Genomic DNA, 14,046 nt, shown 5'->3' on the forward strand with positions numbered 1-14,046 from the left:
CGTAGCGGGGCGTGCTCGCGGTCGTACGACACTGGGGGCGTGATCCGTTACGACGCTCTGGACGCCCTTCCTGTACGCGGTGCCCTGCCCGCCCTGTCCGACGCCCTGGACGCGCACGGCACCGCCGTTCTCGTCGCGCCGACCGGCAGCGGCAAGACCACCCTCGTACCGCTGGCGCTGGCCGGGCTGCTGGGCGGTGACGCTCCCGCGCGGCGGGTGGTCGTGGCCGAGCCGCGGCGGATCGCGGCCCGCGCCGCGGCCCGGCGGATGGCGTGGCTGCTGGGCGAGAAGGTCGGCGGGAGCGTCGGCTACACCGTGCGCGGGGAGCGGGTCGTCGGGCGCCACGCGCGCGTGGAGGTCGTGACGACGGGTGTCCTGTTGCAGCGGCTCCAGCGGGACCAGGAGCTCGCGGGCGTCGACGTGGTGGTCCTGGACGAGTGTCATGAGCGGCATCTGGACGCGGACACGACGGCGGCGTTCCTGTGGGACGTACGGCAGGCGCTGCGGCCGGAGCTGCGGCTGGTGGCCGCGTCGGCGACGACCGACGCGCAGGGCTGGTCGCGGCTGCTGGGCGGGGCGCCGGTGGTCGAGGCGCACGGGAGGGCGTACGGGGTCGGGGTGGTCTGGGCTCCCCCGGCCCGTCCGGTACGGCCCTCGCACGGCATGTGGGTCGATCCGTCGCTGCTGACGCATGTGGCGTCGGTGGTGCGGCGGGCGCTGGCCGAGCGGGAGGGGGACGTGCTGTGCTTCCTGCCCGGCGTGGGCGAGATCGCGCGGGTCGCCGGGCAGCTGGGCGGTCTCGACGTGGACGTGCTCCAGGTGCACGGGCGGGCGCCGGCCGCCGTGCAGGACGCGGTGCTGGCGCCCGGCGAGCGGCGCCGGGTGGTGCTGGCGACCTCCGTCGCCGAGTCGTCGCTGACGGTGCCCGGGGTGCGGGTCGTCGTCGACTCGGGGCTGACGCGGGAGCCTCGGGTGGACCACGCGCGCGGGCTGAGCGCGCTGACCACGGTCAGGGCCTCCCGCGCGGTGGGCAGTCAGCGGCTGGGGCGGGCCGGGCGTGAGGCGCCGGGTGTGGCGTACCGCTGCTGGACGGAGGCGGAGGACCTCCGGCTGCCTGCTTTCCCGGCCCCGGAGATCAAGGTGGCCGACCTGACGGCGTTCGCCCTCCAGACGGCCTGCTGGGGCGATCCGGACGCCTCCGGGCTGGCGTTGCTGGATCCGCCGCCGACCGGGGCGATGGCCGCCGCGCGGAGCGTCCTGTCGGCGATCGGCGCGGTGGACTCCGCCGGGCGGGCGACGGAGCGCGGGGCACGGCTGGCCCGGCTGGGGCTGCATCCCCGGCTCGGGCGGGCCCTGCTGGACGCCGGACCCTCGCGGGAGGTGGCCGAGGTGGTCGCGCTGCTCGGTGAGGAGCCGCCGCGGGAGTACGGCGACGATCTGGCGGCCGCCGTACGGACGGCCCGGCGTGGGGGCGACGCCTATGCGGGGCGCTGGCGTACGGAGGTGCGACGACTGCAGGCCCTCACCGACGAGCCGACCCGCGCGTCCTCTCTCACGGAGGATGCCCTCGTCGGGCTCGTCGCCGCCCTCGCCTTCCCCGAGCGGGTCGCCAAGGCCGACGGCGGTTCCTATCGCATGGTGTCGGGCACCCGCGCCGAGGTCCGTGACGCCACCGGTCTGCGCGGGGCGCCCTGGATCGCCGTCGCCGTCGCGGACCGCCCCGTCGGGAAGGGCCACGCACGCGTGCAGCTCGGCGCGGTCGTCGGCGAGGAGACCGCGCGGCAGGCGGCAGGGGCGCTGCTCGACGAGCGGGACGAGGTCCACTGGGCCGACGGGGACGTCGTGGCGCGGCGTGTGGAGCGGCTGGGGGCCGTGGAGCTGGCGGTGCGCACGCTCCGGAACCCTGACCCCGTTCTCGTACGCGACGCGCTTCTTGAAGGGCTACGGCAGGAAGGGCTGCGTCTGTTGCGCTGGTCGCCCGAGGCCGACGTGCTGCGGCGGCGGCTCGCCTTTCTGCGGCTGCACCTCGGGGAGCCGTGGCCGGACGTCTCCGACGAAGCACTGCACGCGCGCGTGGACGAGTGGTTGGAGCCGGAGCTCGGTCGTGCCCGGCGGCGGGCCGATCTGGCACGGATCGACGCCGGGGACGCGCTGGGCCGACTGCTGCCCTGGGCCTCGGGGGATGCCGCGCGGCTCGACGAACTCGCTCCCGAGCGGATCACCGTGCCCAGTGGGTCCAGAATCCGGATCGACTACGCGAACCCCGAGCAGCCCGTTCTCGCGGTGAAGTTGCAGGAGATGTTCGGGCTGCACGAGTCGCCCGCGGTCGCCGGGGTCGCGCTGCTCGTCCATCTGCTCTCGCCCGCCGGGCGCCCGGCCGCCGTGACCGCCGATCTCGCGTCGTTCTGGAAGGACGGCTACAAGGGCGTGCGGGCGGAGCTGCGGGGCCGGTATCCGAAGCATCCCTGGCCCGAGGACCCGGCTGGAGCCGAGCCGACACGGTATACGAACGCGCGGCTCAGGCGGTGACCGGTTCGGGTGCGGAGTCCGTGGCGGGTTCCGGTTCGTCGGGGCGGCGGCTGCGGGCCTCCAGGTACAGGGACAGGGCCAACAGGAGCACGCCCAGGGTCGCGAAGCCCCAGGGGAGGTACGAGGTCATCAGGAGCACCAGGGTGCGGTTGGACTTGACCAGGTCGACGGTGTGCTCGATGTAGTCCTCGCGCATCTTCACGTGGCCGGCGAACGCCGTCACCTTGTCGCGGTCGCCGAGGAGGGTGCCGCCGCGGAGCTCCTCCTTGTGGATCTCCTCGCCGTAGACGGGGGCGCCGGTGACGGGTTCCACCCAGAACTTGCGGACCGTGGTGTACCAGCGGGTCGTGCCGGTCTTGGCGAGCTGCTCGGGGGTGACGCCCGCGATGGGCAGCTTCTTGGGCCACTTCACCTGGCTCCAGGGGATGGTCTGCTCGAAGTAGTAGACCTCCAGGCCGCGGAAGTCCTGGGTGCCCTTGTAGTGGATGGGGGACGAGGTGCGGGTCTGGGCGTCGAAGTACTCGTAGTCCCGCTTCTCCGTCAGGAAGGGCCACTTGAACTCGAGGCCCTCCCGCTTCACCGGGTCGCCGTCGACCATCTCGCCCGTGGCGTGGACCGGTTCCTGGGTGTGGGCGTCGAAGATGTACCGCTCGGGGATGTAGGCGACCTGCTGGCCGTCGGGTCCCTGGGCGTAGGACAGGCCGTCCCAGACGACGACGTCCCGGCCGAGGGTCCTCTCGATCTTCTCGGAGGCCTCGACGTTGCCCTTGAGGGTCTGCACGATGGTGACCTTGGAGACCTTCTCGACCTGCATCGCGTTGTTCATGAGGGTGGCGTCCTTCGCCTCCAGGACCATGTCCTGGTACTGGCCGGCCGGGATCTTGGCCAGGCGCGGGAAGGCGTACCAGCGCAGCAGCGGGGACAGTGCCGCGAAGAACACGGCGAGAGCGAGCAGGATCAGGCTGGCCTTGCGGCGCATCTCGGCCTCCCTCCCGGGTGGTTACGGGTGTGACGGCACCGTCGTCAGCAGCGGCTTCGGGGACGTCTTGCCGGCCGGCGACCCCATCGCGGTGATCGTGAGGACCAGGGCGAGCGCCACGGCCAGGCCGATCGCGGCGGCGATCAGAGCACGCATGCGGGCCTCCCGACGGTCTGGAACTGATAGGTCGTCAGGTCCGGCACCGTAGCAACGGGTGGGCGAGATGAGAACACGTTGCACACGACGACGGCGCCCCTCCTCACGAGGGGCGCCGCCATGGTCGTACGTCAGGAACGAGCCGTTACGCGCTCGGGCTGGCCGACGGGCTCGGGGACTCCGACGTTTCGGCGGGCGCCGCCACGGTCAGTTCGACCGTCAGGGTCGCGCCGCCGGAGGTGTTGATACGGAGCAGGAACGTGCCGGTGGTGTCGTCCGCGTACAGCTTCGGCAGCTTGAGCAGGCCGTTGGCGTCCGTCTCCAGGCCCGTGAGGGTGCGTACGGTCTTGCCGTCCGCGTCCTTGAAGTAGGGGCCCTTGGTGTTCGCGGTTGCGTCGTCCGCCGAGGTGATCAGGGTGGCGGTGGCGGCGACTCGGTCCGCGACGGCGCCGTCGTAGGTCGCCTTCACCTCGACCTGGTCGGCGAACTCACCGCCGGGGGTGCAGGTCAGCGCGGTGTCGCTGGTGCGGGCCAGGGTGTCGGCGACGCGCTCGGTGACGGTCGCCTTGTAGTCGAGGCCGGTGACCGAGCGGCCCACGACGGTGGCGCGGACGGTGAACTCGCCCGTCGTCTCGCCCGCCTTGAGGGTGGGCGCGACGGCCACGCCGGAGCTGTTCGTGACCACCGTGGCCACGCTCTCGCCGCCCGTGAAGGTGGTGTCGGTGTCGCCGACGATCGTGAAGCGGACCCGGACCTTGCCGACGGCCTTGCCGGCCGAGGTCTCGGCGCGGGTGCTGATCCTCTTGGTGAAGGTGTCGCCGGCCTGCGCGGTGAGCTTGGCGGTGCCCGCGTCCTCGAGGTGGTCCACCGTGTCGGTGGGGGTGGGCGTCGGCGTGGGGGTGCCCGGCGTGCTCGGCTTGTCCGACGGCGGCGGGGTGGGGCTGGGGGTGTTGCTGCCGGGCGTGCTGGGTGTCGACGGCGGAGTGGGCGACGGCGTCGGGTCCGCGCTGTCGTTCTCGTCGCTGCGGTTGCCCGGAACGGTGCCGGTGCCGTCGGGGATCTCGTGGGTGCCCTTGCGGTAGTACTCCAGCCACGACAGGACCGTGTTCAGGTAGTCCTGCGAGTTGTTGTAGCTGAGGATCGCGCTGTTGAGGTCGGACTGGGTGGACAGGTCCCAGCCGAAGCGGCACAGGTAGTGGCCGGCGGCGAGCGCCGCGTCGTAGATGTTGTTGGGGTCCTTCTTGCCGTCGTCGTTGCCGTCGCGGCCGGCCCACTCCCAGGTGGAGGGGATGAACTGCATGGGGCCGACGGCCCGGTCGTAGACGCTGTCACCGTCGTACGCGCCGCCGTCGGTGTCGCTGATGTGCGCGAAGCCGACGCCGTTCAGCTTGGGGCCGAGGATCTTGCCGATGGTGTTGCCGTCCGCGTCGACGCGGCCGCCGCGGGCCTGCCCTGACTCCACTTTGCCGATGGCGGCCAGGAGTTCCCAGGGCAGGTTGCAGCCGGGCTTGGACGACTGGAGCGAGGACGCGGCCTGCTTGTAGGCGTCCAGGACGGTCGCGGGTATGCCGGCCTCGGTCGAGCCGGTGGCGGCGGGAGTGCCGACGGTCGGTGCGGGGCTCGGGCTGTTGAGCGGCGGCAGGTCCGTGTAGTACGGCGAGTTGCCGGTCGCACCGCTGTCGTCGCCGGTCGCGTCGGGAGAGGGCTGGGCGTCGGCGGCGGTCGATCTGCCACTGTCGTCGACCGTCACGCCGGGTGCCTGGGACGCTGAGAGTGCCGCGACAGCCGCCGCGGCGACGGTGGTGGCCACCGCTCCCTTGCGCAGCCTCCTGCCGAATTGCGCCGACATAAAGTGAATCCCTCCCGTGGACGCCCGAGCGCCCGTCTCCGTTCGACGTGCTCGCCATGGTGTGACGATCGACCCGTGGTGCGGGTTGCCCTCGTGGAGCCATTCAGTGCCGTGTTCTTCTGTTCGACCGCGCTCCCCGGCGCGGTGACCCAGGCGACCCTACGACAACTTGCTTTGCGCGGGCACCCGTTCGTGCCCGGTTTTCACCAGTTGGCCATACTGGGCCGGTCCGACCACACCGAGCCCGGGGGCCTTCTTGCCGTTCACGCTGAGCCACGCGGCCGCTGTACTGCCCGCTTTACGCACCGATGGAACCGGCCGCGCCTCGCTGGTCCCGGCGGTGCTGGTGGCGGGTTCCTTCGCCCCCGACATGACCTATTTCGCGGCGAGTGTCCTGTCCGAGGCGATGGAGTTCGGGGACTTCACCCACTCCTTCGCGGGCGTCTTCACCGTCGACGTGCTCATCGCGTGGGCGCTGGTGGGGCTGTGGCTGCTGATCCGTGAGCCACTGGTGGCGCTGCTGCCACGGCGCCGGCAGGCACGGCCGGCGTCCTTGTTGCGCTGCGGGGTGCCACGCGCGCGTGTCCGGCCGTCGCTGGTGGCGCGCTGGTATGTGTCGGCGGCGTTCGGTGCGCTGACGCATGTCGTGTGGGACGCGTTCACTCATTTCGACCGGTGGGGGATGCGGGTGTTCCCGGTCCTGGGCGAGACGATCGCGGGCTCGCCGCTGTACTGGTACCTGCAGTACGGCAGTTCGGCGGTGGCCACGGTCGTGATCACGGTGTTCCTCGTGGTCGCCCTGCGGCGGGTGCGGGTCGCTGCCGCCGAGCCGGTGGGAGTGCCTGTGCTGACCGGCGCGGACCGGTGGTGGGCCGCTGTCGTCATCGGTGGCTGTGCGCTGGTGGGGGCGGTGCAGCGGGCCTCGCGGTGGTGGGACTACTGGGGGTCCACCGCGAAGCCGTGGGAGCTGATCCCGACGCTGTGCTTCGGGGTGGGCGCCGGGCTCGTGCTGGGGGTGCTGGTGTACGCCGTGGGCGTCAGGGTCTGGCGTCCGGTCCCGGTGCCCGGTCCTGGCCGGGAGCTGAGCCGTCGAGGCGGTCGCTGACCGCGGCGGCGGTCGCGACGAACACGGTGACGGTCCGGACCTGACGGGAGCGGGTCAGTGCCGTGAGGAGCAGCGCGAGATAGCTGCGGGCCTGGTCGGCGGTGAGCCGCCAGTCCCTCCGGGTGAGCCGGTGACGCAGGTCCGCGGCCCTTTTGCGCAAGGCCGTCGCGAGGTCGGTCGGGATGCGGGCGGTACTGGCCGTTGCCGCGAAGGGCGGGACCGACGGCGGTGGGGTGGACGCGGTCGCATCGGTGGTCGCCTGCGCCGGAGCCGTGTGGCGGTGGAGCGTGCGTATACCCATGTCCGCATCTTTACGGGCCGGGGGATGGGGAGCGTGTTGTCGGGGACCACGTGGGTGACGGGGGCGGGGGTGGGTGGGGCGCTTGTTCTCGCCCCCGCCGCCCCTACCCGTCCCATCCCCAGGGGGCCGCGCCCCCTTCGCCCCCGCCGCAATCAGGTGGGGGCGGGGAGGGTTCGTAGGCGGTGCGGGTGTGTGGGGGCTGGTCGCGCAGTTCCCCGCGCCCCTGGGTCGGCTGCCGTAGCCGCCGATGGCGAGCCGCCCGGCATTCAGCCCACCCGCACACCCGGCCGCCGGAGGCTAGTGCGCCGCCGACTCCCAGTCCGGGCCCACTCCGACCGAGACGCCCAGCGGGACCGTGAGCTGGACCGCGTTCGCCATTTCCCGGCGGACGAGTTCCTCGACCTGTGCGCGCTCCCCCGGGGCGATCTCCAGGACGATTTCGTCGTGGACCTGGAGCAGCATGCGGGAAGTGAGACCGGCTTCCCGCAGGGCCTTGTCGACGTTGAGCATGGCGATCTTGACGATGTCGGCGGCCGTGCCCTGGATGGGCGCGTTGAGGGCCATGCGTTCGGCGGCCTCGCGGCGCTGGCGGTTGTCGCTGTTGAGGTCGGGCAGATAGCGACGGCGGCCGAAGAGGGTCGCCGTGTAGCCGGTCGCCCGGGCCTCGTCGACGGCCCGGCGCAGGTATTCCTGCACACCGCCGAAGCGCTCGAAGTACGTGTCCATCAGGGCACGTGCCTCGCCCGCGTCGATGTTCAGCTGCTGGGAGAGACCGAAGGCGGACAGGCCGTACGCCAGCCCGTACGACATCGCCTTGATCTTGCGGCGCATCTCCGCGTCGACGTCCGCGCGCTCGACCGCGAACACCTGAGAGGCGACCGTGGTGTGCAGGTCCTCGCCGGAGGTGAACGCCTCGATGAGGCCCTCGTCCTCGGACAGGTGGGCCATCACGCGCAGTTCGATCTGGCTGTAGTCCGCGGTCATCAGGGACTCGAAGCCCTCGCCGACCACGAACCCGCGGCGGATCGCCCGGCCCTCGTCGGTGCGGACCGGGATGTTCTGCAGGTTCGGGTCGGTGGAGGAGAGCCTGCCGGTGGCCGCCACGGTCTGGTTGAACGTCGTGTGGATACGGCCGTCGGCCGCGACCGTCTTGATCAGGCCCTCGACGGTGACGCGGAGCTTGGCCTGCTCGCGGTGGCGGAGCATGATCACCGGCAGTTCGTTGTCCGTCTGGGTGGCCAGCCAGGCCAGAGCGTCGGCGTCGGTGGTGTAGCCGGTCTTGGTCTTCTTCGTCCTGGGCAGGCCGAGCTCGCCGAAGAGGACTTCCTGGAGCTGCTTGGGTGAGCCCAGGTTGAACTCGTGTCCGGCGGCGGCGTGGGCCTCCTTCACGGCCTGCTGGACGGCGCCGGCGAACATCTGCTCCATGGCCTCCAGGTGGGCCCGGTCGGCGGCGATGCCGTGCCGCTCCAGGCGGGCCAGCAGGGTGGAGGTGGGCAGCTCCATGTCGCGCAGGAGGTCCGTGGCACCGACCTCCTGGAGGCGCTCGGTGAAGGCCTCGCCGAGGTCGCGGATGGCCTGGGCCTGCACCATCAGGGCCTCGGCCTCGGCGCCGTCGTCCGCGCCGAAGGCGAGCTGGCCGTCGGCCGCGGCGGCGGGCGCCAGCTCCCGGTGCAGGTACTCCAGGGACAGGGCGTCCAGGTCGAAGGAGCGGCGGCCGGGCTTGACGAGGTACGCGGCGAGCGCGGTGTCCATGGAGACGCCGGCGATGCTCCAGCCGTGCTCGGCGAAGACGCGCATCGCGGCCTTGGCGTTGTGGAAGACCTTGGGCTTGCCGGCGTCGGCCAGCCAGGCGGCGAGCGCCGTCTCGTCGGCCTCGTCGAGCTGGGTGGGGTCGAACCAGGCGGCCACTCCCCCGGACGCCGCGAGGGCGATCTCGGCGACCGAGCCGGTGCCCAGCGCCCAGGTGTCGACCGTGGCGACGCCGAGCGTGTCGGTGGTGTGCTCGCCGAGCCAGCCCGCCAGCTCGCCGGTGCCGAGCACGGTGCCGTCGAGCTCCACGCCGGCCGTCGCGGCCGGGGCCGGCTCGGCCTCCTCGGCGCCCGGGTCGACGGCCAGCAGGCGCTCGCGCAGGGACGGGTTCCGGATCTCGAGGGTGTCGAGGATCATCGCGAGGCTCTTGCGGTCGTACGGCGCCCGCTCCAGCTCGGCGACCGTCTTCGGCAGCTCGACGGTGCGGACCATCTCCGTCAGGCGGCGGTTGAGCTTGACCGCCTCCAGGTGGTCACGCAGGTTCTGGCCCGCCTTGCCCTTGACCTCCTCGACGCGCTCGACGAGGTCCGCGAAGGAACCGAACTGATTGATCCACTTCGCGGCGGTCTTCTCGCCGACGCCGGGGATGCCGGGCAGGTTGTCGGACGGGTCGCCGCGCAGGGCCGCGAAGTCGGGGTACTGGGCGGGCGTCAGACCGTACTTCTCGAACACCTTCTCCGGGGTGAACCGGGTCAGCTCGGAGACACCCTTGGTCGGGTAGAGCACGGTGGTGTGCTCGCTGACGAGCTGGAAGGAGTCGCGGTCACCGGTGACGATCAGCACGTCGAAGCCCGCAGCCTCGGCCTGGGTGGCGAGCGTGGCGATGACGTCGTCGGCCTCGAAGCCGTCGACCGCGAACCGCGAGACGTGCATCGCGTCCAGGACCTCGCCGATCAGCTCGACCTGGCCCTTGAACTCGTCCGGGGTCTTGGAGCGGTTGGCCTTGTACTCCGTGAACTCCTCGGAGCGCCAGGTCTTGCGGGACACGTCGAAGGCCACCGCGAAGTGCGTGGGCGCCTCGTCGCGCAGGGTGTTGGCCAGCATCGAGGCGAAGCCGTAGATCGCGTTCGTCGGCTGGCCCGTCGCGGTCGTGAAGTTCTCCGCGGGCAGCGCGAAGAACGCACGGTAGGCAAGCGAGTGCCCGTCCATGAGCATCAGGCGCGGGCGGCTGCCGCCGGGGCTGTTGTCGGTCTGCTTCGCTGCTGTCTCTGCCACGACCCCGATCCTGCCACGCCGCACTGACAGTCGGCCGCCATCCGGGGCTCAGGCCGGTTCGGCACCGCCCTCCTGCCGGTGCGGCCTTGCCGGCGGCCATGGCGAAAGGTTGACCGGGACGAGGAGTTGGGCGCCTCCGTGACCCTCCGAGGCCGGCTGTCGGCAGACCGTGTTCGCCGCCGGGTCGGCTCGCCCGGCTCCTCGACCCGAGCCCACCCGTTCGGCCACCCCCACCCCACGTCCTCGGCCGCCCAGCCATCGCTGCTGCCCTCCCCACGCCCGGCGAACGCCGTTGTCACCCCCGCGTGCGAGGATCGGAGACGTACCTCACATGTGTGCGAAGGAGAGAGTGCGATGGCCACCAAGCCGCCCAAGGGTGATCCGGTTCAGGACGCTCCGCAGGTCGCCGAGCCGAAGCACGCGGCGGCGGGGCTGCCCGCCATCGGGCACACGCTGCGGATGGCTCAGCAGCAGATGGGCGTCAAGCGCACCGCGCTCACCCTCCTGCGCGTGAACCAGAAGGACGGCTTCGACTGCCCGGGCTGTGCCTGGCCGGAGCCGGACCACCGGCACAAGGCGGAGTTCTGCGAGAACGGCGCGAAGGCGGTCGCCGAGGAGGCCACCCTGCGCCGGGTCACCCCGGAGTTCTTCGCCGCGCACCCGGTCACCGACCTCGCGACGCGCAGCGGCTACTGGCTGGGGCAGCAGGGGCGGCTCACCCACCCCATGTACCTCCCCGAAGGGGGCACACACTACGAACCGGTGTCCTGGGACCGTGCCTTCGACATCGTCGCCGAGGAGATCACCGCCCTCGCCTCCCCCGACGAGGCCCTCTTCTACACCTCGGGCCGTACCAGCAACGAGGCCGCCTTCCTCTACCAACTGTTCGCGCGCGAGCTCGGCACCAACAACCTGCCGGACTGCTCCAACATGTGCCACGAGTCCTCCGGCTCGGCCCTGAACGAGACGATCGGCATCGGCAAGGGCAGCGTCCTGCTCGAGGACCTCTACAAGGCCGACCTGATCATCGTCGCCGGCCAGAACCCCGGCACCAACCACCCCCGCATGCTCTCCGCCCTGGACCGGGCGAAGGCGAACGGCGCGAAGATCATCAGCGTCAACCCGCTGCCCGAGGCGGGCCTGGAGCGCTTCAAGGACCCCCAGACCGCCCAGGGGATGCTCAAGGGCACCGCTCTGAACGATCTGTTCCTGCAGATCCGCATCGGCGGCGACCAGGCCCTCTTCCGCCTCCTCAACAAGCTGATCCTGGACACGGAGGGCGCCGTCGACCAGGCGTTCGTCGACGAACACACCCACGGCTTCGAGGAGTTCGCGGCCCAGGCCCGCGCCGCCGACTGGGACGAGACACTCACCGCGACCGGCCTCACCCGCGAGGAGATCGAGCAGGCCCTGGGCATGGTGCTCGCCTCGAAGCGCACCATCGTCTGCTGGGCCATGGGCCTCACCCAGCACAAGCACTCCGTGGCGACCATCCGCGAGGTGGTCAACTTCCTTCTCCTGCGCGGCAACATCGGCCGCCCCGGCGCGGGCGTCTGCCCGGTCCGCGGTCACTCCAACGTCCAGGGCGACCGCACGATGGGCATCTTCGAGCGCCCCGCGCCCGCCTTCCTCGACGCCCTGGAGAAGGAGTTCGGTTTCGCGCCGCCGCGCGAGCACGGCTACGACGTCGTACGGGCCATCCAGGCGCTGCGCGACGGCAAGGCGAAGGTCTTCTTCGCGATGGGCGGCAACTTCGTCTCCGCCTCCCCCGACACGGAGGTCACCGAGGCGGCCATGCGGCGCGCGCGGCTGACCGTGCACGTGTCGACCAAGCTCAACCGCTCGCACGCGGTCACGGGCGCGCGTGCCCTGATCCTGCCCACCCTGGGCCGCACCGAGCGCGACCTTCAGGGCAGCGGCGAGCAGTTCGTGACCGTCGAGGACTCCATGGGCATGGTGCACGCCTCCCGCGGCCGCCTGGAGCCCGCGAGCAGGCACCTGCTGTCCGAGCCGGCCATCGTCTGCCGCCTCGCACGCCGCGTGCTGGGCTCCGGGTCCCGCACCCCGTGGGAGGAGTTCGAGAAGGACTACGCCACCGTCCGCGACCGCATCGCGCGCGTGGTCCCCGGCTTCGACGACTTCAACACGCGCGTGGCCCACCCGGGCGGCTTCGCCCTCCCCCACGCCCCCCGCGACGAGCGCCGCTTCCCGACCACCACCGGCAAGGCCAACTTCACCGCCGCGCCCGTGGAGTTCCCCGCGCTGCCCGAGGGCCGGCTGCTGCTGCAGACGCTGCGCTCGCACGACCAGTACAACACCACGATCTACGGCCTGGACGACCGCTACCGGGGCATCAAGAACGGCCGCCGGGTCGTCCTGGTCAACCCCGAGGACGCCCAGAAGCTGAAGCTCGCCGACGGCTCGTACGTCGACCTCGTGAGCGAGTGGAAGGACGGCGTGGAGCGGCGGGCGCCCGGCTTCCGGGTCGTGCACTACCCGACGGCACGGGGCTGTGCGGCGGCCTATTACCCGGAGACCAACGTCCTGGTGCCGCTGGACGCCACCGCCGACACCAGCAACACCCCGGCCAGCAAGTCCGTCGTGGTCCGTCTGGAACAATCGGCGACCGACTGAGCGTTTGCTCAGCCGAGCAGTGATCCCGACGAAACGGAGCCGGGCCCCATGGGCGAGCAGCAGCATGTGAAGTTCCCGCAAGAGGTCATCGACGAGTACGCCGCGCTCGGCGTCGACCTGCTGGCACTGTTCTCCGCGGGGCACCTCGGCACCCGCATGGGCGTGGAGATCGTGGAGGCCTCCGCGGACCGGGTCGTCGGGACGATGCCGGTGGAGGGCAACACCCAGCCGTACGGGCTGCTGCACGGCGGCGCCTCCGCCGTCCTCGCCGAGACGCTCGGCTCGGTCGGCTCGATGCTGCACGGCGGCAGCTCCAAGATCGCCGTGGGCGTCGACCTCAACTGCACCCACCACCGCGGGGCGCGCTCCGGCCTGGTGACCGGCGTGGCCACACCCGTGCACCGGGGGCGGTCGACCGCGACGTACGAGATCGTGATCAGCGACGAGCAGGGACGCCGGGTGTGCAGCGCACGGCTGACGTGTCTCCTGCGGGACGTGAACCCCGGCGACGCGGCCCACGTCGTGGCGGCCAACTGACCACGCCGGGCCACCGGCCCGGGACCACCCCGGGCCCCGCATCCCAGCCCCCACTGGCCGCGCCCAACTCGCCCCGGCCCCAACGGACTCTGGCCCGACCCACCCCCCAGGGCCTAGCGTCAAGGCATGAGAACGGGAGGATCCCCGGAGCTCCGGGGCGGCACGGCCCCGCCCCCCATCGGCGCGAGCCCCCCGCCCGCCGTCGGCGAACGGCCCCGCCGGTGAGCGGCGTAGGCCCCGTGGAGCCGGGCGAAGGCACGCACGCGTGGGACGTTCTCGACGGCCCGCCGCTCCCCCGCCGTCCACGAGGCAGGCTCGCCGAGCTGTACGGCAGGCACCGGCGTGCCGCCCTCGGCGCTCTCGCGTGCGCCGTTCTCGTCGCGGGCGGCGGCTACCTGTATGCCACCCGCCCGCAGCCGCCGGCGGCCCTCCCCCCGCCGTACCCCTCCCAGGTCACCGATGTGCACTACCTGAGCTGGGAGCCGACGCCCGAGGGCGCGCCGAGGCGGAGCTTCAGCCTCGGGGTGGAGCTGACCGTACTGGCCGGGCCCCCGGTCACCGTGACCCGGATCTCCCAGCCGTACGCCGGGCTGTCCGTGAAATCCACCCCAACGGCCCCTTTCCGGACGACAGCGGGCTCAAGCCGCAAGATCATTGTCACCATGCACGTGACGCAATGCAGAAAAGTGCCGTGGAACGCCGGACTCCCTTTCCTCGACGTAACTCTACGTAATACGCGCGCAATAGAAGTCCACAGCTTCATCCTCGGACAGCGCTATGCGCAGCAGCTCTCAGAGGCCCTACAAGTCGCCTGCAGCAACAATTCTGGGTAATCACCAAAACCCCCGAGACGCCTGAACTACCCAGGTCGGGTCCTGCGGGTTCTCACTATGCGGACCGGGCGAATCGGGCCTAATTCCACTGTTCCACCC

Annotated in this window: 10 protein-coding genes; 5 read left to right on the top strand and 5 right to left on the bottom strand. The window is 71.8% G+C overall.

The genetic code is table 11. From position 1 onward, the window contains the following. Positions 1-39 precede the first annotated feature (39 nt). Positions 40-2,529, top strand: coding sequence for an ATP-dependent helicase HrpB (gene hrpB / locus OHU89_RS14210; protein WP_405642870.1), 2,490 nt, complete (start codon positions 40-42; stop codon positions 2,527-2,529). Here the strand turns inward: hrpB and OHU89_RS14215 are convergent. From OHU89_RS14215 to OHU89_RS14225, 3 genes are all read right to left on the bottom strand, one after another. Continuing rightward, on the bottom strand, positions 2,519-3,508 hold the full coding sequence (locus tag OHU89_RS14215; RefSeq protein ID WP_405642872.1) for a DUF3068 domain-containing protein: 990 nt from the start codon (positions 3,506-3,508) through the stop codon (positions 2,519-2,521). The two genes, hrpB and OHU89_RS14215, sit on opposite strands and share 11 nt — an antisense overlap. 21 nt (positions 3,509-3,529) lie before the next feature. Next, positions 3,530-3,664 carry an SPW_0924 family protein gene (locus OHU89_RS14220; protein ID WP_107080587.1) on the bottom strand — a complete coding sequence of 45 codons (135 nt, stop codon included), beginning with the start codon at positions 3,662-3,664 and terminating at the stop codon, positions 3,530-3,532. Between the two features lie 145 nt (positions 3,665-3,809). Further along, positions 3,810-5,513 carry a lytic murein transglycosylase gene (locus OHU89_RS14225; RefSeq protein WP_405642874.1) on the bottom strand — a complete coding sequence of 568 codons (1,704 nt, stop codon included), beginning with the start codon at positions 5,511-5,513 and terminating at the stop codon, positions 3,810-3,812. Between the two features lie 256 nt (positions 5,514-5,769). On the opposite strand from OHU89_RS14225, the gene OHU89_RS14230 reads away from it, so the two are divergent. Continuing rightward, a complete protein-coding gene (locus OHU89_RS14230; protein ID WP_405642876.1) occupies positions 5,770-6,618 on the top strand; it encodes a DUF4184 family protein in 849 nt (282 codons plus the stop codon). Here OHU89_RS14230 and OHU89_RS14235 read toward each other — a convergent pair. After that, on the bottom strand, positions 6,551-6,919 hold the full coding sequence (locus tag OHU89_RS14235) for a hypothetical protein (protein WP_405642878.1): 369 nt from the start codon (positions 6,917-6,919) through the stop codon (positions 6,551-6,553). The two genes, OHU89_RS14230 and OHU89_RS14235, sit on opposite strands and share 68 nt — an antisense overlap. A 297-nt stretch (positions 6,920-7,216) precedes the next feature. Then, the gene (gene polA, locus OHU89_RS14240; protein WP_405642880.1) at positions 7,217-9,943 is read right to left on the bottom strand and encodes a DNA polymerase I; all 2,727 of its coding nucleotides are present in this window, start codon (positions 9,941-9,943) and stop codon (positions 7,217-7,219) included. Positions 9,944-10,297: 354 nt separating this feature from the next. On the opposite strand from polA, the gene OHU89_RS14245 reads away from it, so the two are divergent. From OHU89_RS14245 to OHU89_RS14255, 3 genes are all read left to right on the top strand, one after another. Further along, entirely contained in the window at positions 10,298-12,577 is a 2,280-nt protein-coding gene (locus tag OHU89_RS14245; RefSeq protein WP_405642882.1) for an FdhF/YdeP family oxidoreductase, read from the top strand. 48 nt (positions 12,578-12,625) lie between these two features. Continuing rightward, a complete protein-coding gene (locus OHU89_RS14250) occupies positions 12,626-13,114 on the top strand; it encodes a hotdog fold thioesterase (RefSeq protein WP_266893811.1) in 489 nt (162 codons plus the stop codon). 221 nt (positions 13,115-13,335) lie between these two features. Further along, a complete protein-coding gene (locus OHU89_RS14255) occupies positions 13,336-13,947 on the top strand; it encodes a Tat pathway signal sequence domain protein (protein ID WP_405642884.1) in 612 nt (203 codons plus the stop codon). Positions 13,948-14,046 lie beyond the last annotated feature (99 nt).

The sequence above is a fragment of the Streptomyces sp. NBC_00019 genome (genome assembly GCF_045041015.1).
Classification (GTDB): domain Bacteria; phylum Actinomycetota; class Actinomycetes; order Streptomycetales; family Streptomycetaceae; genus Streptomyces.

Excerpts from the sequence above, each read along its gene's own strand:
- OHU89_RS14215 (WP_405642872.1), bottom strand. The coding sequence starts at position 3,508 with ATGCGCCGCAAGGCCAGCCTGATCCTGCTCGCTCTCGCCGTGTTCTTC.
- OHU89_RS14220 (WP_107080587.1), bottom strand. The coding sequence starts at position 3,664 with ATGCGTGCTCTGATCGCCGCCGCGATCGGCCTGGCCGTGGCGCTCGCC.
- OHU89_RS14225 (WP_405642874.1), bottom strand. The coding sequence starts at position 5,513 with ATGTCGGCGCAATTCGGCAGGAGGCTGCGCAAGGGAGCGGTGGCCACC.
- OHU89_RS14235 (WP_405642878.1), bottom strand. The coding sequence starts at position 6,919 with ATGGGTATACGCACGCTCCACCGCCACACGGCTCCGGCGCAGGCGACC.
- OHU89_RS14245 (WP_405642882.1), top strand. The coding sequence starts at position 10,298 with ATGGCCACCAAGCCGCCCAAGGGTGATCCGGTTCAGGACGCTCCGCAG.
- OHU89_RS14250 (WP_266893811.1), top strand. The coding sequence starts at position 12,626 with ATGGGCGAGCAGCAGCATGTGAAGTTCCCGCAAGAGGTCATCGACGAG.